The 18,882-nt window shown below is 67.4% G+C and carries 17 protein-coding genes; 5 read left to right on the forward strand and 12 right to left on the reverse strand.

Annotation, left to right across the window (positions count from 1 at the left end):
• Nucleotides 1–159: 159 nt before the first annotated feature.
• The 5 genes from AC3IS2_RS07330 to AC3IS2_RS07350 form a co-directional block, all read right to left on the reverse strand.
• Complete coding sequence (locus tag AC3IS2_RS07330; protein WP_489199987.1) at nt 160–558, reverse strand: OsmC family protein; 399 nt, start codon at nt 556–558, stop codon at nt 160–162.
• Nucleotides 559–572: 14 nt separating this feature from the next.
• Nucleotides 573–1,469 (reverse strand): pirin family protein, encoded by an 897-nt coding sequence (locus tag AC3IS2_RS07335; protein ID WP_489199988.1) that lies wholly within the window; start codon nt 1,467–1,469, stop codon nt 573–575.
• A gap of 126 nt (nt 1,470–1,595) precedes the next feature.
• The gene (locus AC3IS2_RS07340) at nt 1,596–2,234 is read right to left on the reverse strand and encodes a hydrolase (RefSeq protein WP_489199989.1); all 639 of its coding nucleotides are present in this window, start codon (nt 2,232–2,234) and stop codon (nt 1,596–1,598) included.
• Nucleotides 2,235–2,304: 70 nt separating this feature from the next.
• The gene (locus AC3IS2_RS07345; protein WP_489199990.1) at nt 2,305–2,994 is read right to left on the reverse strand and encodes a hydrolase; all 690 of its coding nucleotides are present in this window, start codon (nt 2,992–2,994) and stop codon (nt 2,305–2,307) included.
• A 103-nt stretch (nt 2,995–3,097) separates the two neighbouring features.
• Nucleotides 3,098–3,970 carry a pirin family protein gene (locus AC3IS2_RS07350; RefSeq protein WP_489199991.1) on the reverse strand — a complete coding sequence of 291 codons (873 nt, stop codon included), beginning with the start codon at nt 3,968–3,970 and terminating at the stop codon, nt 3,098–3,100.
• 114 nt (nt 3,971–4,084) lie between these two features.
• On the opposite strand from AC3IS2_RS07350, the gene AC3IS2_RS07355 reads away from it, so the two are divergent.
• Both AC3IS2_RS07355 and AC3IS2_RS07360 read left to right on the forward strand, forming a co-directional pair.
• A complete protein-coding gene (locus tag AC3IS2_RS07355; protein WP_489199992.1) occupies nt 4,085–5,047 on the forward strand; it encodes a LysR substrate-binding domain-containing protein in 963 nt (320 codons plus the stop codon).
• A 69-nt stretch (nt 5,048–5,116) separates the two neighbouring features.
• Nucleotides 5,117–6,088, forward strand: a complete 972-nt coding sequence (locus tag AC3IS2_RS07360; RefSeq protein WP_489199993.1) for a DUF7847 domain-containing protein — start codon at nt 5,117–5,119, stop codon at nt 6,086–6,088.
• A 10-nt stretch (nt 6,089–6,098) separates the two neighbouring features.
• Here the strand turns inward: AC3IS2_RS07360 and AC3IS2_RS07365 are convergent, their stop codons facing one another.
• From AC3IS2_RS07365 to AC3IS2_RS07390, 6 genes are read right to left on the reverse strand one after another with little or no spacing between them, the layout of a single operon-like run.
• Nucleotides 6,099–6,980: an RDD family protein gene (locus AC3IS2_RS07365; RefSeq protein WP_489199995.1), complete on the reverse strand. Its 882-nt coding sequence runs from the start codon at nt 6,978–6,980 to the stop codon at nt 6,099–6,101.
• Entirely contained in the window at nt 6,970–7,983 is a 1,014-nt protein-coding gene (locus tag AC3IS2_RS07370) for a stage II sporulation protein M (protein WP_489199996.1), read from the reverse strand. Before AC3IS2_RS07370 ends, AC3IS2_RS07365 begins: the two co-directional genes overlap by 11 nt.
• The gene (locus AC3IS2_RS07375) at nt 7,980–9,263 is read right to left on the reverse strand and encodes a DUF58 domain-containing protein (RefSeq protein ID WP_489199997.1); all 1,284 of its coding nucleotides are present in this window, start codon (nt 9,261–9,263) and stop codon (nt 7,980–7,982) included. The genes AC3IS2_RS07370 and AC3IS2_RS07375 overlap by 4 nt, the downstream gene beginning before the upstream one ends.
• 29 nt (nt 9,264–9,292) lie before the next feature.
• The gene (locus AC3IS2_RS07380; protein WP_489199998.1) at nt 9,293–10,249 is read right to left on the reverse strand and encodes an AAA family ATPase; all 957 of its coding nucleotides are present in this window, start codon (nt 10,247–10,249) and stop codon (nt 9,293–9,295) included.
• A complete protein-coding gene (locus tag AC3IS2_RS07385) occupies nt 10,236–11,471 on the reverse strand; it encodes a DUF4350 domain-containing protein (RefSeq protein WP_489199999.1) in 1,236 nt (411 codons plus the stop codon). The genes AC3IS2_RS07380 and AC3IS2_RS07385 overlap by 14 nt, the downstream gene beginning before the upstream one ends.
• Complete coding sequence (locus AC3IS2_RS07390; RefSeq protein ID WP_489200000.1) at nt 11,459–12,025, reverse strand: hypothetical protein; 567 nt, start codon at nt 12,023–12,025, stop codon at nt 11,459–11,461. Before AC3IS2_RS07390 ends, AC3IS2_RS07385 begins: the two co-directional genes overlap by 13 nt.
• A gap of 291 nt (nt 12,026–12,316) precedes the next feature.
• Here AC3IS2_RS07390 and AC3IS2_RS07395 point away from each other — a divergent pair, with 291 nt between their 5' ends.
• From AC3IS2_RS07395 to AC3IS2_RS07405, 3 genes are all read left to right on the forward strand, one after another.
• Nucleotides 12,317–14,497 (forward strand): TonB-dependent receptor, encoded by a 2,181-nt coding sequence (locus tag AC3IS2_RS07395; RefSeq protein WP_489200001.1) that lies wholly within the window; start codon nt 12,317–12,319, stop codon nt 14,495–14,497.
• A complete protein-coding gene (locus AC3IS2_RS07400) occupies nt 14,497–15,588 on the forward strand; it encodes a PepSY-associated TM helix domain-containing protein (RefSeq protein ID WP_489200002.1) in 1,092 nt (363 codons plus the stop codon). Before AC3IS2_RS07395 ends, AC3IS2_RS07400 begins: the two co-directional genes overlap by 1 nt.
• A gap of 439 nt (nt 15,589–16,027) precedes the next feature.
• Entirely contained in the window at nt 16,028–16,432 is a 405-nt protein-coding gene (locus tag AC3IS2_RS07405; protein WP_489200004.1) for a hypothetical protein, read from the forward strand.
• Between the two features lie 88 nt (nt 16,433–16,520).
• On the opposite strand, the gene AC3IS2_RS07410 is transcribed toward AC3IS2_RS07405, so the two are convergent.
• The gene (locus tag AC3IS2_RS07410) at nt 16,521–18,758 is read right to left on the reverse strand and encodes a TonB-dependent receptor (protein WP_489200005.1); all 2,238 of its coding nucleotides are present in this window, start codon (nt 18,756–18,758) and stop codon (nt 16,521–16,523) included.
• Between the last annotated feature and the right edge of the window lie 124 nt (nt 18,759–18,882).

Genomic DNA, 18,882 nt, shown 5'->3' on the forward strand with positions numbered 1-18,882 from the left:
GTAATCGCCTCTTGAGGGCGGCCAGCCGGGCCGGATGTGATTTGACGTTCTCCATTTGTTCTATATGCCGCTTCAAGACCACCCGATGTCAAGCGCAGCAGAAAAACAAACAGATGGGCAGGCTTGCCGTGGCCTGCCCATCCTGGGTGCAGATGGCGTCTAGGACTGCATTTGCGTGTGAACCGGCACGCCGTTCTTGATGGCCAGGGTGACGGGGGTGCGTTCGGCCACGGCGGCGAGGCGGGCGCGCTGATCCTCGTCCAGCGGACCGGCGGGCGTCAGCACCCGTTCGATGCGCGGCGGGGTCTCGCCGCCCAGATATTCCAGCTGCACGTCCAGCCCCTCCAGCGGCCAGCCCTTCTTCTCGGCGTACATGGTCAGGGTGATGGCGGTGCAGGCGCCGAGCGCCGAGACCAGCAGGTCGAACGGCGCAGGACCAAGGTCGGCGCCGCCCAGACGTTCGGGCTCGTCGGCGGTCAGTTCGTGCTTCAGGTCGCCGCCCGTCCGGATCGAGGTCCGGTAGCGGGCGGTTCCGATGCGGGCGTGGGCGATGGCCATGAGGCGATTTCCGGTCAGGACATGGGATTGGCGGGCGGCGTCGGATCGGGCGGCAGGGGGATGAATTCCTGATTGTCCATGTCGGGCAGTTTCATCCGTCCGGCGCGCCAGTCGGCCTTGGCCTGTTCGATGCGGTCCTTGGACGAGGAGACGAAGTTCCAGTCGATGAAGCGTTCGCCTACCGGCTCGCCGCCCAGCACCATGACAGTCGAGGGCTCCAGCGCACAGACGACCGAGGCGATGCCCTTTTCCAGAACCGCCATCTGGCCGTGACCCAGCGGGCGGCCGTCGTCGATCTCGACCAGGCCCTGGACCACGTAGACGGCGCTTTCGGAATGGTCGGTCGGGGTCTGGAAGCGGGCGCCGGGCTCCAGCTCCAGATGCAGGTAGTGCAGGGGCGAGAAGGTGCTGACCCCGGCCTTCATGCCGAAGGCCTCGCCGGCCGCCAGGCGGCCCTTGACCCCGTCTTCGCGCCAGGTCGGCAAATCGGCCGCCGTCACGTGCTGGAACGAGGGGTCGATCTCCTCCTGACCGTTCGGCAGGGCGACCCAGGCCTGGATGCCCTCCAGATGGGCGCCCTCGCGACGGGCCCGTTCGAAGCGTTCGGAGTGGGTGACGCCGCTGCCGGCGGTCATCCAGTTGACTTCGGCCGGACGGATGTCCTGCTGGACGCCCAGACTGTCGCGGTGGGTGATCTCGCCCGAGAACAGATAGGTCAGGGTCGAAATGCCGATGTGCGGATGCGGCCGCACGTCCACGGTCTTGGGGATGCCGGCGGGCATGTCGACCGGCCCCATGTGGTCGAAGAAGGCGAAGGGGCCGACCATGCGTCGCTTGGCGTGGGGCAGAACGCGCCCCACCTCGAAGCCGCCGAGGTCCTTGCGGCGCTGGTCGATGACGAGTTCGATCATGAGGTTCTTTCCTGATCAGGGGGGCTTCGAGAGGCAGTCTGGACGTCAATGTCGTCGCTGACCATGGGGCGGTCGGGAGAAAGAAAGGGCGGTCCGGGTCGGGGGAGACGAACCGCCCCTCAGGGATCAGTCCTTGTCGTAGGAGAACTGAATCCCGGCCGTGCCGCCGGTTTCAATGAACAGGTTCATGAAGGCGGGGACGGTTTCCGATCGCTTCCAGTCGCGCTGCAGTTCGCAGAAGAGCTGCGGAACGGAGATCATCTTGCCGCCGGCCTGTTCGATGCGGCGCAGGGCCATCTCGTGGGCCGTGGTCGAGGTGCCGCCGACGGCGTCGGCCACGACATAGACCTCATAGCCTTCGCGCAGGGCGTCGAGAGCCGGGAAGGTCAGGCAGGCCTCGGTCCACAGGGCGGTCATGATCAGCTTCTTGCGGCCGGTGGCCTCGACCGCCTTGCGGAATTCCACGTCCTCCCAGGAGTTGATCGTGGTGCGGTCATAGGTGGGATAGTCGCCCAGGACCTTCCGCAGCTGGCCGATGGGCGGCTTGTTCAGGCCGGTCTTCACATTGACCGTCGAATGGACGATCGGCAGGCCGTAGGCGACGGCGGCCTTGGCCGTGCCGACGATGTTGTTGACCAGCAGTTGGCGGTCCATCGAGGCGATCGAGTTCACCTGGACCGGCTGATAGTCGATGATGACGAAGGCGGAGTTCTGAGGCGTCAGAAGGTCGTCGGCGACGGGATCGCGGATCGGTTCGCTGGTCATGTTCAAGGCTCCGGGGCTGGGGGTGCAGAAGGGGCCGACCTCGCCGCGCGGGCGAGGTCGGCGGGAGGCGTCAGGACCGCTGCGAGTCCAGGGTTTCGTGGTCGGTCGCGACCTGCTGGGCCTTGCCGTAGCTCTCGATCAGCAGCTGATAGGCGGGGAAGATATTGGTGTAGATCGCGGCCCACTGCTGGGCGTCGTCGCGATGCCAGGTCTTCTGCAGCTCCGAGGCGACGGCGGCCATGTCCATCGGCACGACGCCGGCCTGGACCACGCGGGCCAGGGTGATCTCCTGGGCCATCTTGGAATAGGTGCCCGAGGCGTCGACCACGACGAAGACCTTGTAGCCCTCATAGATCGCGCTGATCGCCGGGAAGGCCATGCAGACGCTGGTGATGGTGCCGGCGATGATCAGGGTCTTGCGGCCCGTGGCCTTCACCGCGGCGACGAAATCGGGGTTGTCCCAGGCGTTGATCTCGCCCTTGCGCGCCACATACTGGGCGTGGGGGGCGTTGGCGTGGATTTCGGGGATCAGCGGGCCGTTCGGACCCTGCGGCACCGAGGCCGTGGTGATGACCGGCAGCTTGGCCAGGGTGGCCATCGAGGCCAGGGCGGCGGCGTGACGGCGCAGGGTGGTCATCGGCATGTCGCCGACGGTCTGGAACAGGCCGCTCTGATGGTCGATCAGCAGCATGACGGCGTCGTCGGGGTCGATGACCGGACGGGCGCCGTTGAAGTTGGCGGGCTGGGCGGAAGTCGACATGGGGCGTTCCTTTCAGGCAGAGGGCCGCGCCCGGACAAATGTCCGGTCGGGGCGGGGGTTGCGGCCCGGTCCGAAGACCGGGCCTACGTTTTCGTGAGGTGGATCAGGCGGCGGGGATGTCGCCGAAGCGGCCGCTGTTGAAGTCGGTGACGGCCTGACGGATTTCGTCCTCGCTGTTCATCACGAAGGGGCCGTAACCGACGATGGGTTCGTCGATCGGCTCGCCGGTCAGGACCAGCAGGACCGAGTCCGCGTCGGCGCTCAGGGTGACGCTGTCGCCCTTGCGGTCCAGCAGCAGGGCCTCGGCGGCGCCGGCCGGCTGGTCGCCGTTGACCGTGACGTGACCCGACAGGACCACGACGATGGCGGTGTGGCCTTCCGGCAGGTCCAGCGTGGTCTCGGCGTCCCGGTTCAGCCGCACGTCCCACACATTGATGGGGGTGAAGGTGCTGGCCGGACCCTTGGCTTCGGCGCCGAACTGACCGGCGATGATCCGGGCCGTGCCCGCATTGTCAGGCAGGGCCACCGCCGGAATGTCGGCGTTCAGGATCGACTGGTAGCCAGGCCGCGCCATCTTGTCCTTGGCCGGCAGATTGACCCACAGCTGCACCATGCGGAAGGGGCCGCCCGTCCGCGCAAAGGCGGACGAGTGGAACTCTTCGTGCAGGATGCCGCCGCCCGCCGTCATCCACTGCACGTCGCCGGGGCCGATGATGCCGCCCTGGCCGGTGGAGTCGCGGTGCTCGACCTCGCCGTCATAGACGATGGTCACGGTCTCGAAGCCGCGGTGGGGATGCTGGCCGACGCCGCGTCGCTTGTCGGTCGGCTCGAAATTGTGCGGACCGGCATAGTCGAGCAGCAGGAAGGGGCTGACCTGCTTGCCGACGGCGTCATAGGAAAACAGCGAGCGAACGGGAAAGCCGTCGCCGACCCAGTGGCCGCGATCATTGCCGTAACGTCCCAGAACCTTCTTCATGGTGTGTCTCCTGTGGCGACCGGACCTCGCCGACCGCGTTGACACCCATATGATCCGGGAACGCCGACAGGGGGAGATTGCGAAATCGCGCCGCTGCGTTCTATCAATAGAACGATGCGGGACCTCAACGACCTCTATTACTTCGTGCAGGTGGTGGACCATGGCGGCTTTGCGCCCGCCGCCCGGGCGCTGGGGATGCAGAAGTCCAAGCTGAGCCGACGGGTCGCCGCGCTGGAGGACCAGCTGGGGACCCGCCTGATCCAGCGCTCGTCGCGCAAGTTTTCCGTCACCGAGATCGGTCAGGCCTATTACCAGCACTGCCTGGCCATGCTGGTCGAGGCCGAGGCGGCCCAGGCCGTGATCGACAATGTCACGGCCCAGCCGCGCGGGGTCATCCGCGTGGCCTGCACGCCGGGGCTGCTGACCTATCAGATGGGCGGCCTGATCGCCCGCTTCATGGCGGTCTATCCCGAGGTCGAGGTCCACCTGCACAGCACCAGCCGCCGGGTGGACGTCATCGGCGAGGGCTTCGACCTCGCCATCCGTGTGCGCGAGCCGCCGCTGGAGGAGACCGATCTGGTCATGCGCAAGCTGGACGAGAGCGTGCATCGCCTGGTCGCTGCGCCCGATCTGATGGCGCGGTTTGCGGCGCCCTCCGGTCCGGCGGATCTGGCCGACTGGCCCAGTCTGGATTTCGGCCCGGCGCGGGGGGACCATGTCTGGGCCTTGCATCATCGCGACGGCATGACCGCCTCGGTGCGGCACAGGCCGCGTCTGGTGACGGACGACCTCTATATGCTGCACGAGGGCGCGCTGCGGGGGCTGGGCCTGGTCTTGCTGCCGAGCGTGGCGGTGGCGAGCGATCTGGAGGCCGGGCGGCTGATCGACCTGCTGCCCGACTGGCGGCCCAGACGCTGGATCGTGCACGCGGTCTTCCCTTCGCGGCGGGGGCTGTTGCCGTCGGTGCGGCTGCTGCTGGACTTCCTGGTCGAAGGTTGCGCCGCCCAGCAGGTTCACGGTGAGACGCCCGCGCCGCCTCTGACGCCGCCGGTTCTCCTGGCTGAGGAGAACGGTTGAGCGACACGCCCGCCAATTTTGCCTATCCCCCTGCATCGTGCCAGCATGACGCCAGCATAGGAGGCCGCCATGCGGGGACAGGTTTTATCGTTCAATGAGGACGCTGGCGAAGGCGCCATTCTGGGCGATGACGGCGCGCGCTATCGGTTTGCGGCGGGGGATGTTCACCCCTCGTCATCGCCGCTGGAACAGGGGCAACGGGTTGATTTCGTGACGGGTGAGGATCGCCTGGCGAGGGAGATTTTCGTCATGCGTCCGGCGGCCCCGGTCCGGGACGCGGCCGCGGCAGGCGTCCGACGCGGCGAGTTCGATCTGGGGCGGGTGATCCAGCGGACCTTCACCAGCATCAGCCAGAACGCGGCGGTGTTTTTCGGCGCCGCCGCCCTGTTGGTCGGGGTTCCCAGCGCCCTCTCGGCCTTTGGACAGGGCGACCTGCTGACGACGACGTCCGGCTCGTCATTCCTCTTCGTGGCGTTCGGAGCCGTGCTTTACATGGTCGGCCTCTACATCCTGCAAGGCGTGGTGGTGAAGGCGGCGGTCAACGGCTTCAACGGCAAGACCACTTCTTTCGACAGCGCCTTCAACGTCGGCATCCAGATGTTCCTGCCGCTGTTGGGGCTGGGCATCGTGGCGGGTCTGGGCATGGGCCTCGGGTTTATTTTTCTGATCGTGCCGGGCGTGATCCTGACCGTGCTGTGGTCCGTGGCGGCGCCGGCTGTCGTGGTCGAAAAGCGCGGCATCCTTGAAAGCCTGCAACGCAGCCGGGATTTGACGCGGGGGTATCGCTGGCCGGTGTTCGGCCTGCTGGTGATCTATATGGTGCTGACGTGGATCGTCGGCGGGGCGATCGGCGGGCTGAATCTGGCGCTGGGCGGCACCTTTGAGGCCGGCCCCAACCTGGGCTTCAACCTGATTGCCGGCCCTGTGGTGAACGTCCTGTCCGGCGTGGTCGCTTCGGCGGGCGTGGCCTCGCTCTATTATGAGTTGCGGACGGCCAAGGAGGGCGCAGGACCGGAAGATCTGGCGTCCGTGTTCGACTGACGAGCGCCAGTCAGACGTCGTGCTTGTCGCGGCGCCTGACGCCCATCAGCAGCTTTTCCTCCAGCCGACCGCGCAGGGCGGCATAGTAGGCGCTGAGGAAGTCGCTGTCGCTCTGCAGCGGGTCGCGGGTCCAGCCGATCTTGGTCGCGATCCGGTCGGCCACGGCGCGCTTGGTCTTGCGGTCGCCCTGGCGCAGGACGGATTCCAGGACATGCAGTTCCTTGGCGCCATAGGCGTCGATCTGGGCCAGCGTAAAGCCATAGGCGGTCCGGCGCGGCGCGCCGTCGTCAGCCATGTCTCGCGTCAGCTTGCGGCGCGGGGTCCGGACGACCCAGGTCCCGCCGACCAGGTCGCCTAGACGCAGCCGATCCTTGTTGAACAATGGGAAGAAGACGAAAATTCCCGCCCAAACGAAGGCCAGCAGATACATCCAGCTGTCCACGCCGCCCTCGTCGGCGCGCGCGAGCAGTACGGACAGCGGCAGGAAGACCTCCAGTTCGCGCATGGCGTTGCGGGCGAAGACCGACTCGGCCCGCAGCCGTCCGCCGTCGCGCGCCGCGACACGAAGACCCATGATCCGCTTGCCGGGGGTGGCGGCGGCGGCAGACAGTTCAAACGCCGTGAAATAGAAGTTCCGCAGCAGGAAGAAGACCACCAACCAGATCACCGCCATCATCTCGGCCCCCGCGCGGCCTGCGGCGCCGACCGCGCCCACGCCTGTGAAGATGATGAGCAGGGTGAAGACGACCAGAACGGCGACGACGATGGCCGCGTCCAGCATGAAGGCGGCGGCTCTTTGGCCCGCATCGCCGATATTGAGCCGCAGATCAACGCCCTCGGGCGTGACGAAGGCGCGCTCGGTCGGGCTGCGATCGATCCGTTCAGCGGACATGAGGCGCCTCGCGTCGGGCGGCGTAGAAATAGAGACCCCACAGCACGGCGGTCGCCGCCGCCACAGCGTAGCGCGCCCCGGTGTCGACGATCAGTTGTCGGCCAAAGCCCTCCAGCAGGCCCGCCAGCAGCAACATGACCACGACCCCGCCCATGACGGTCCCTGCCGTTCGTCCGGCCTCGACGGCGGCGTCCAGTCGTCGTTTCTGACCTGGGAAGGCGACCGACCAGCCGATGCGCAGGCCCGCGGCTCCGGCCAGGACGACGGCGAACAGTTCGGTCACGCCGTGGATCAGCAGCCAGCCGCCCAACTCGACGCCCAGCCCCCGACTGACGAACAGGGCAAGGAAAGCCCCCAGCGTCGCTCCGTTGTAGAGGACCAGCAGGGCCGTCGGCAGGCACAGAGCGAACCCCAGGGCGAAGGCCAGCAGGGCCACCTGGGCGTTATGGGTGAACAGGAAGGCGGCGAAGACCGACAGGCCGTCCGCGTCGCTCGTGCCGTCCAGCGTGGCGCGCAGGGCGGCGGTCGAGGCCGCCGGATCGCGCCCTCCGCCCAGGTCGCCGGGCACGAAGGCGTAGAACCATTCGGGTTCATGCATCACCAGCCAGCCGGCGACGAGGGCGCCCAGCAGCATCAGTCCCGCCGAGATCAGGGTCTCGCGCCAGATCCCTTGAACCGCTTTCGGCCAGTCGTGACGGAAAAAGGAGGCCAGCCGATCCTGCAGCGTCGCGCGCGATCCATAGACGAAGAAATAGGCTCGCGCCGAAAGGGTCTCCAGATAGTCGATCAGACCCTGATCCAGCGAGGTCTCGCGCGCCACCGACAGGGCCGATAGGGTCGAGCGGTAGAGAACCGGGACGGCCAGGATCTCCGCGTCGGTCAGCTTGGCGGCCGAGCCCTTTTCGGCCTTGTCCATCAGCCGTTCCAGACGACGCCAATCGTCCTCGCGCGCCTGGCGGAAGCGCTGGCTTTTCAGCAGGCCGGACGGTCGAGCCTCGGTCACAGCAGGTCCCTCCGCTTCAGGTCCAGATAGGCGTTGACCACGTCGGGGCCGATGCGGTCGGCCGGGGCGTCGACGATGTGGGCGCCCATGCGGCGCAGGCGGCCCAGAACGGTTTCACGCTCGCGCAGCAGGGTTCCGGCCACGACGGCGCGGGCCACGTCCTCGGGCGTTTCCGGCTCGGCGGCGGCCAGGCCTTCCAGCTCCTCGTCGCGCAGGACGACGAACAGGGCCAGGTGGCGCTTCAGCATCGGCGCCAGGGCTTCCAGCATCAGTTCTGCGGCGGTCGAGTCGGTGAAATCGGTGAAGACGACGATCAGGGAACGTCGCCGCAACTGGCCCGACAGTGTGGCCAGGGCCAGGGTGTAGTTGGTCTCGTGCGTCGAATAGTCGATGCGCCCCGCCACGGTCTGCAGGGTGCGAAAAGCGTCCACGCCGCCGACGGCGCCGGTCGACAGGCGAGGGCGGGAATCGAAGGCGAACAGCCCAGCCCGATCGCCGCCGCGCAGGCAGGCGTAGGACAGCAGCAGTCCGGCGTGGATGAAGCGGTCGATGCGCGGCATCCCGCCGACCGGCTCGCAGGCCGCGCGGCCGCAGTCCAGCGCCATGATGACGTTGTGATTGCGCTCGGTGCGGAACTCCTTGGCCAGCAGGGCCGAGTGCCGCGCTGACTGCTTCCAGTCGATGGCGCGGCGATCCATGCCGGTCTGATAGTCGCGCAGGGCCTGGAACTCCGAGCCTTCACCGATTTCCCGCTGGGTCTTGGTTCCGAACTCGGCGTCGCGGGCGAACAGACGCACCGCCTGGTCGCGCACCCATTGCAGGTCGGTCAGCACCGGCGCGGGCAGGTTCAGGCTGAAGACCTTCTGCTTCCACGCCAGGCCCATCGGCCCGCGCCAGCGGACCCACAGCTCGTCTAGGCTGGCGGTCCCTCGCCGCGTCGGCGTGAAGGGGAAGGCGAGGGGGACGGCGTTCTCGACGACATCGGCCAGGCGCGGCGAGCCGTCCAGACCCAGACGGGCCTCCCCCGACAGCGCGGCTTCCACCGAGCGCGGCGCGCGCCCCGGCGAAGCGAAACGCACCGCCAAGCCAGCAAGACCGGCGCGTCCCACCGCCGCGCGCAGCGGCTCGGGTTCGTCCAGCCGCAAGCCTTCGCGTGATCCTGCCGTCAAGGCGTCCACGGCGACGAGCAGCAACATGACCGCGATCCACAACGGACCCGCCAGCCATCCAGCGGGCGTCAGCACGCCAGCCAGCAGGGCGACAGGCGCGCCTGCGGCCATGACGATCACTGCGCGTCGGCTGGGATAGATCACCGGGGCGCCGCCACCTGATCCACCAGACCGGCCAGCACCTGTTCGACCCGACGGCCCTCGATCTCGGCGGCGGGGGACAGCACCAGGCGGTGGCGCAGAGCCGGAATCGCCAGCGCCTTCACATCGTCGGGAATGACGTAGTTGCGGCCGTCCAGCGCCGCGCGTGCTCGGGCGGCGACGGCCAGCATGGCTCCGGCGCGGGGCGAGGCGCCGGTTTCGACATCCGCCGAATCCCGCGTCGCCCGCACCAGGCCGGCGGCATAGGCGACGACTTCGTCGGTCAGGCGCACGTTCGCCACCATGTCCACCGCCGCATTGATCGTCGCGCTCTCGCCCACGACCGCCACGCCGAGGGCGATGGGATCCATCTGGCCTGTGCGCGATCCGTGCGCGGCGATGATGGCCTGTTCCTGTTCCAGCGTCGGATAGTCCAGCACGTGCTTGAACAGGAAGCGATCCAGTTGGGCCTCGGGCAGGGGATAGGTGCCCTGCTGCTCGATCGGGTTCTGGGTGGCGACGACGGTAAAGCGCGGGCTCAGGGCGTGGCCCTGGCCGTCGATGGTGATCTGACGCTCCTGCATGGCCTCCAGCAGAGCGGCCTGGGTCTTGGGCGGAGTGCGGTTGATCTCGTCGGCCAGCAGCAGTTCGCAGAAGATCGGCCCGTGCGTCAGGGTGAAGCTGGACGTCTGGAAGTTGAACAGGTTCGAGCCGATGATGTCGCCGGGCATCAGGTCAGGCGTGAACTGGATGCGGCCGTAATCCAGGCCGACGGCGCGCGCGAAGCTCTGGGCCAGCAGGGTCTTGGCCGTGCCGGGCGGGCCTTCCAGCAGGACGTGGCCGCCCGCGAACAGAGCGGTCAGCAACAGGTCGACGGCCCCGTCCTGGCCCACGACGGCCTTGGCGATCTCGGCGCGGATGCGCTCGGCGATCGTCTTCACCTCATTGACGTCCACGGGTCAGCTCCTGGTTCCATCGGTATAGGGCGCCGGCGACCCGCATCAGGTCGCCGGAAGTCTTGGCCGCTCGGGCCTGCTCGGCCAGGGCGGAATAGGCATCGCTCGCGCCGTTCATCCGGCCGACGCGGTCGAGGAAGGCGTCCAGCGCCGCCTCGTTCAGATGTCGCGGAGCGCCGATCGCGCGCGCGGCGGCGGCGCGGACCAGCAGGGCGTAGGGCGCGGCCATGTGGTGTTCGCGTCGCGCCAGCCGCACCAGGCCCGCGGTGTTGTCGGCCAGGCCGCGTTTGCCCAGGGCGATGACGCGGCCCGTCTCGCGCGTGGGGCCAAAGCGAACCGCAGCCTGGAAACCGACGAAGGCCGCCAGCATCGCCAGCACCAGGGTCATGCCCAGCAGCGGCGGCTCCAGCATCAGCCGCAGCAGATTCCGGCTCCGTTCAAGACCATGCAAGGTCAGATCGAACATGACTGGCGCATCCGAAGCCCGGACGATACCGACCAGCGCCACCGCCGTCTTGGCGCCGTTCAGCGTCTTCAACCCGTGGGTGCTGATCAGGTCGGGGTCCGCCAGAACATAGGTGCGCAGCTTGCTGTGCATGACCAGCACAGGACGATTCTGATCGTCGATGACGACTGGAATCCACTGCGGGCCAGAAAGGGTTCTCAGACCATCGACCTGGATCGGTGCGCCGAACGGGGCGCCGTCGGGGCGACGCAAGACCACGGTCGCGCGCCCCTGGCGTTCGATCAGCTGCGATCCGTCGCCGAACTCCGCCGGCAGGGGGGCAAGGGCAGCCTCGGCCGGCAGCACTCCGAGCGTGCGGACCCAGCCCGAATGCCCCGGACTAGGCATCGTCGCCCATTTGGGCAGGACGATCAGGGTCGCTCCGTGGTGCCCGATCTCGCGGATCTGCTCGGGGCGGGTGTCCGGCTTAGGCGTCAGCACCAGAAGGCTGTCGTCCGCCCCCTCGGTCAAAACCCCTCTTTGCATCACCACGGGCGCCCCGAGGCCCCGCAGAAGCAGGGGCAGGCCTCCGAACCCTGTGGCGGCGGATGACAGGGCGTGATCGCCGCCGTCGTTGCCTGATCGAAGTTCAGGCGCATAGGCCGACAGCAGGCCCAGTCCCGCAAACGCCACCACGCCGACCAGTACGGCGACGATCATGGCGACGGGCGAAAAGGCGTCGCGGGTCGACTTCGTCGAACGACTCACCGGCGCCATCCGTCGGGCAGGGCAAAGGCCTCATAGGCCTGCCGACAAGCGACGAAGTCCGCCGCACCGACAGCCGCGCCGCCGAACAGGCTGCGCTCGACCACGCTTCCGATCAGAGCGAAGGCGGGGCGGGCTGCGTCCGGCATGATTTTGAGCGACGCGATTTCGCGCGTGGTCAGCGAAACGCGCAGGGCGCGCGGTTGCCGCTTTTCGACATCCTCGACGCTCCTCAGCAGCAGCAGGTGCGCAGCTTCGGCGTAGAGGCCGCGGCCCGCCAGGGCGTCGGCTTCGGCCAGCAGGTTGCGCGCCGCGTCTTCATCAGGCCGCCATGCGGTTTCAACCGCTGGCCTCACCTCAGGCCTGGCGCCAGGCGCTCGCAAGCGCAGGATCTCGCGTCCGATGGCGTAAAGCAGCAAGCCAGCCAAAAGAGCCAGGCCGATCCAGAACAGCCATTGGAGAGCCGGTCCCAGCGTCTGCATGAGTTCGCCGATCCAGCGCAGCCAGCCAGGCGGGGCGGGCGGATCGAAACCAACACGGTCGAACTGCAAGGTGTCGTTCGTCAACAGCCGATCATGCGCACGCGCCAAGGCTTCATCTGAGGACGAAGTCCTACCCTGCATCTGATCATCGTCCCCTTTGAGCTCCAAGGCATACTGAACGGAGGAGCCGAGTCAACGCCGGCCGAGAGCCGCCCCATGCGCCAGGGCGCCTAGCGCCAAGCTGGCGGTTTCCTTCACCGTTCGTGGACAGGAGCCAAGAGCTTGCTCGGAGCAAGCATCGATTCCCATCAGGGGATTTTTGTTGCAAGTTGCTCGCAATTGCATTTATGCGGCGGGCCTTCCCCAGGAGTCTCCATGTCTGTCTCGCCGTTCCTTCCGTCCATGGGCCGTACCGGCTCGGGCCTTGTCGCCGTGTCAGTTCTGCTCGCGGGGACGGCGTTCGCCTCGACCGCCGCCGCCCAGACGGCGCAGCAGGAGCAAGCGGCCAGTTCGGTTGAGGACGTGGTGGTCACGGCGGCCCGGACGATCCTGCCGGCCAGCGCCTTGCCGATGACGGTGGAGGTGATCGACCGCAAGGCCCTGGCGGAACAGGTGGCCATCAGCGGCTCGGTGATCGACGCCGTCGCGACCCTGTCGCCGTCGTTTTCGCCGACGCGGCAGAAACTGACCGGCTCGGGCGAGAGCCTGCGCGGCCGCTCGCCGCTTTTCGCCATCAACGGCATTCCGCAGTCGACGCCGATCCGCGACGGGTCGCGCGACGGCTATACGATCGACCCCTTCTTCGTCGACCGGGTTGAGCTGATCTACGGCTCCAACGCCCTGCAGGGCATCGGCGCGACGGGCGGCGTGGTCAATCAGGTGACGGTGGGCGCGCCGACCACGGACGGCCTCAGCGGCCGGATGCTGGCCCAGGTCTCCAGCTCGGGCGGACCCGAAGGCGACGGGATCGGCGCCAAGCTGGGCGGCCTGGCCGCCTATCGCCATGGCGACTTCGACGGCGTGTTCGGCTTGGCCTATGACCAGCGCGGCGCCTTCTATGACGCGAACGGCCGCCGCATCGGCGTCGACAACACCCAGGGCGAGGTTCAGGACTCCAAGGCCCTGTCCTTCTTCGGCCGCTTCGGCTGGGACCTGACCGACACGGTGCGCCTCGACCTGCTGGCCAACCGCTTCGAGCTGAAGGGCGACGGCGACTATGTGGTCCTGGCCGGCGATCGCCTCATCGGCCGTCCGACCAGCAGCGTGCGCGGCCAGGTCGAGGGCGAGCCCGCCGCCAACCGGGTTGAAACCGTGTCGGCCTCGCTGACCGACAGCGACCTGTGGGGCGGCGACTTCAGCGCCCAGGTCTTCTTTAACCGCACGCGCGACACCTTCGGCGGCGATCGCACTAGCAGCACCTTCCAGGACGCCAGCATCGCCCCGAAGGGGACCCTGTTCGACCAGTCCTCGAACCGCTCGCGCAAGCTGGGCGCTCGGGCCAGCTACGAGCGGGCCGTGCCGGGCGTGCCGGCCCTGACCGCGACCCTGGGTCTGGACGCCCTGAAGGACCGCACCGAGCAACTGCTGATCGCGACCAACCGCGCCTGGGTGCCGCCGACCGAGTTCCAGAGCGTCGCTCCCTTCATCCAGGCCAACATGCGCCTGTTCGACGGCCGGGTGCGTCTGGCCGGCGGCGTGCGTCAGGAAAACGTCGAACTGTCGGTCGACGACTTCACCACCCTGGCCTTCTACGGCTCGCGCCGCGTCGGCGGCGGCACGCCCAAGTTCGAGGCCACCCTGGTCAACGGCGGCGTGGTCTATGAGCCGCTGGAGGGCGTGCGCGCCTACGTCAGCTACGCCGAGGGCTACACCGTGCCCGACGTCGGCCGCATCCTCCGCAGCATCGACAAGGACGGCAAGGACGTCGACACCTACCTCAACATCAGCCCTGTGGTTTCGGACAATCAGGAGATCGGGCTGGAGGTGAAGCGCGGGCCGTTCGAGGCCGGGGCGACCTATTTCTGGTCGTCGTCGGACCTGGGCCAGTTTCTGGTCCGCAACGCCGACGGCGTCTATGATGTTCTGCGCCAGGCGGTCGAGATCGAGGGGCTGGAGCTGAACCTGCGCGCCCGCACCCCGGTCGAGGGGCTGACGGTCTCGACCGGCTACGCCCGCCTGCGCGGCCAGACCGACACCAATGACGACGGCCGGGTGGACACGAACCTGGACGGCGCCAACATCTCGCCGGACCGGATCAATGCAGCGGCGGTTTACGCCAATGGCCCGCTGTCGGCGCGTCTGCAGGTCCAGACCTATCTGGCCCGTGAGTTCAAGATCAAAAACGGAGATCCGGACAACGACTTCGAAGGCTACACCGTGGCCGACGCCTATGTGCGCTACGACTTCGCCTTCGGCGGCGTGTCGCTGGCGGTGCAGAACCTCTTCAACGAGGACTATGTGACCTATAGTTCCGACACCGGCAATCTAGGCGACAACCGGCGCTACTTCGCCGGGCGCGGGCGCTCCTTCACCATCGGGTGGGACCGTCGCTTCTGATGCGTCTGGTCCGACTGGCGCATCGCTGGACCGGGGGGCTGATCGGCCTGCTGCTGTTCGTGCTGGGACTGACCGGGACCGTCCTGGTGTTCAAGGACGACTGGCTGCGCGCCGTCGTGCCCCATGCAGCCGAGGCGCGGGTTTCGGATCCGAAGCTCATCGGGACGGCGCTGGATCAGGCGTTCTCGGCGCCGGACCGGCCGCGGTCCGTCGTCCTCGCTACAGATCGGCTGGGCGTTCATCGGCTGAACTATGAAGACAAGACGCGCGGCGCCTACGTCGCGCAGTCGGGTCAGGTCGTGGCGCGGTGGGACAGCCTGTGGGCGCGGCCCGAGTTGTGGCTGTTCGACCTGCACCACTATCTGCTGATCGGCGATACAGGAAAAACCATCGCCGGGATCGCGGGCCTGGCCGGTCTGGGCTTCGTCATCACCGGGGTGATCCTGTGGTGGCCGACGCGGCGCACGTTCGTCTTCGCAGTCCTGCCCAGGACCTGGAAGCGGCCGGGGATCGTCAAGCACCATCGCGACATGGGCGTGTGGAGCGCGCCTGTACTGGCCCTGGTGCTGGCGACGGGGGCGATCGTGGCGCTTTCGCCCCTTTATGACGGCCTGGCCAAGGCCCTGTCGCCGCGCGTGGATCTGGAAGCGGTCATGGCCCAGCCGGAGCACGAGGGAGGGCCGCTGTCCGCCGATCTGGACTGGTCGGCCATGATGGTCGCGGCCCAGGCCCGCTTCCCCGACGCCGATCTGCGCATCGTCTCACTGCCGACCAAGCCCGGCGGCCTGATCGGCCTGCGGATGCGGCGGGCGGCGGAGTGGCTGCCCAACGGCCGGACCCAGGTGTGGTTTGATCCCGCCGACGGGCGGGTCGTCGGATCGCGCGACGCCCTGGCCCTGCCGCTGGGCCTGCAGGTCATCAACGCCCAATATCCACTCCATGCGGCCAAGGTCGGCGGTCTGGCCTACAGGCTGGTGGTCGCGGCCTCGGGCGCGGCGCTGACGCTGCTGGGCTCGCTGGCTGTCGTGACCTTCTGGTCCAATCCGAGCGGGCTCCCAAAGCGACGACGCCCAAGAGCGCGGCCTGCCTGAGACGCCGGACCGAGGCGCAATCTGCAGCCCTGCACAGGGCAGGGGCCTCCACAGAACGACGCGCCACATCAACGTCAACGTTCCGGTCCGGTTTGCGCATACGGTTCGCGACGCCGCGCTAGCCAGACGCGTGACGCCGAACGAGCTTGTATTCACCGCAGTCAGCCATGTGCTGGAAAGCGCGACTGCTGAAGCGGCCTAGCGTGTGAATCCCCGGAATCCAACGAACCTGGAACCAAAACGCCGCAAATGCCCGGAGTCTCAGGGACCTGGAACACTGACACATGACGTAGCCAAATGGCGTCTTCTTCGCATAATATATCTTAGGCGTAAAAAATCGCGCCGCCCCACTGCCTTTCTTCCCGCGCCGCGCCTGTGCGGCCCGTTACATTTGATCTGACCGGCGCTAGAGACATCAGCCAAAATCGAGGAGCCGCGCATGAGCGACCATGACGAACACGAGGAAGACGGCGGCGGCTTCGATGTCGACGACTGGTCGCGCCTGAAGCCTTTCACGGGCGCGGTGGCGACGCTTGATGACGTTCAGGCGCGCAAGGCCGTCTTCGCGCTCGGCGACACTGAAGACTCCTGGACGCTCGACATGGACCTGCCCCAACCGCTCATCTGGTGGGAAGACGACGGCGAACAGGCAGCGGTGGCCGTTCAGGCCGAAGCCCACGTCGGGTCCGATGGCGAGACCATGGAGGTGCTGGGCCTGATCCTGCCCGACGGCAGCGCGGCGGTGGCGCTGATGGACGATGTCGACCTGGTGGACGACACCGATCCGACGTGGCGGGATCTGGTGGCCAGCGCCGTCGACGAGGCTGACGGCGACGACGACTAGGTTCTTCTCGACCTGACCGAAGCCCCCCTCCCCCAAAACTTGCGTCCTGGCGGGAGGGGGAAACAGCGATTGAACGATGAACTTCAGTCTAGAAGTTCGCCGTCACGCTCAGCGTCACGGTGCGCGGCGCGCCGTAGAAGCCGATGACGGAATCACCCGTCAGAGCGCCTGGGAAGTTGTAGCCGCCGGCGCGATAGCGTTCGTCCGCAAGGTTGCGGCCCGCCAGACTGACCCGGTAGCGAGCGTCCGGAGCGGTCCACATCAGGGTCGCGTCATAGAGCCAGTAGGCGCCCTGATCGAGCAGCGGAATGGCCGTCTCGAACATCTGCGTCGCGCCGCGATACGACGCCATCGGCGTGAACATGACCGAGCCGCGATCGCCCAGGTCGACGCTGTAGGGCAGCGCGATATTGGCGGTCCATTCCGGCGTGTTCTGGAAGTGGCGCTGGTCGGCCATGTTCTCGCGCTTGCCGGTCAGCGGATTGAAGGTGACGAAGTCGTTGAACTTGGCGTCCAGATAACCCAGCGTCAGACGCGGAACGAAGCTGTCGGTGACGCGGGCGCTGGCCTCCAGCTCCCAGCCCCAGATCTCGCTGGAGCCGGCGTTGTCGACAAAGCTGACGACCGAGGCCGGCGGGATGAAGAACTGCGACGTGATCTGCTGGTCGGTGTAGTCCGACTTGAACAGGGCTGTGGCGAAGTTGATCCGGCGATCCAGCAGCGAGCCCTTCAAGCCGATCTCATAGGTGTCGACCAGTTCGGGCTGATAGCCGTTGATGGTTTCAGGATAGAGCTTGGCGTCGCCGCGCATGTCGAAACCGCCGGACTTGAACCCGCGTCCGTAGGAGACATAGCCGGTCAGTTCAGGCGTGAACTTGTAGCTGGCGCTGACCCGCGGCGTGAACTCGGCATAGGTGTCCGAGTTGGTGTAGTCGGTCGAGGGCGTCCCGGCAGGCACGGCCAAGCTGTTGCCGAAGAAGGGGCTCTTGATGCCCAGATAGTTCTGGCGCAGCTGATCGACGCTCTTCTTGTCCTGGGTCCAGCGACCGCCGACGGACAGCGACAGCTGATCCGTCAGGTCGTAGCTGAAGTCGGCGAAGACGGCGAAGCTCTCGGTGTCCACCTTGCCGCCGGTGAAGGTCGTCAGGCCGGGTTTGAAGCCGGGCGGCACGAAGGGATAGAGGCCGATGACGGTGTCGAACGCCCCCTCGGCCGAGGCGTCCATGTAGAAGACGCCGGCCACGCCCTGCCAGCGCTCGCCCTCGAACAGGGCCTGGAATTCCTGGGTGAACTGGCTGTCGGCGTAGTAGCCGGGGATGTCGAGGATGGGCTGCGGCAGGCCGTCGAAGTCGATGCCCGATCCCTTGGTGTCGCCGTCGCGCCATGCGGTGATCGACTTGAAGGTCAGGGTGTCGCTGGCCGCCCACTCGCCGGTGAAGGACAGGCCGCGCGTGCGCACGTCGCCCTCGTCGCCGATGCCGGCGCGGGTGTCATAGATGCCGTCGGTCATCGGCGCTTTCAGGCGATAGCCGTGGCGGGCGTTGGAATCGTCCTGGGTGATGTCGCCCGCCAGGCGGAAGAACAGATCGTCGGTCGGGGTCCATTCGATGCTCAGGCGAGCCGCCGTGACGTCCTTGTTGTAGTGCTCGGCGCCCGTGGTCAGGTTCGTGCCGTAGCCGTCGCGGGTGTAGCGGGCGACCGCGCCGCCGACGCGCAGGGTGTCGGTGATCGGGGCCGAGCCCGAGGCGATCAGATCGACCTGATTATAGCTGCCGTAGGCGCCCTTCAGCGTCAGTTCCGGGTCCTGGCCCAGACGTTTGGTGACGTATTTGATCGCCCCGCCGATGGTGTTGCGCCCATAGAGGGTGCCCTGCGGTCCGCGCAGGACTTCCAGCCGCTGGATGTCGAAAATGTCTAGAACCGCGCCTTGCGGACGGGCCACATAGACGTCGTCGATATAGAGGCCGACGCCGGGTTCAAAGCCCCACAGCGGGTCCTGCTGGCCGACGCCGCGGATGAAGCTGGTCAGGGTCGAGTTGGTGCCGCGCGCGACCTGGACCGTCGCGTTCGGCGTCTGCTGCTGCAGGGTGGTGATGTCGGCGGCGCCGGTCTGTTCCAGACGCTCGCCGCTGACGGCGGTGACGGCGACCGGGACGTCCTTCAGGCTCTCCTCGCGACGGCGGGCGGTTACGACGATGTCATCGACGCTGGACGCCTGTTCGGTCGGGGCCGGCGCCTGCTGGGCGAAGGCCGGCGCCGCGCAGAGCGGGGCCGCAATGAAGACGCTGGTCATCAGCGCCAGACGCAACTGTCCTGTCGTTCGCATTCTCGTTTCCTCTCCACGCGCGGTCGTTTGGTCGCCGCTGATCTGTGTTGGGGCGACGGTGGTCCGCGAACGGCCCCGCTGTCAACATCATTCATTCTTGCATGAATGATGTTTCACGAAGCGG

It is taken from the genome of Brevundimonas sp. KH_025 (assembly GCF_057839885.1).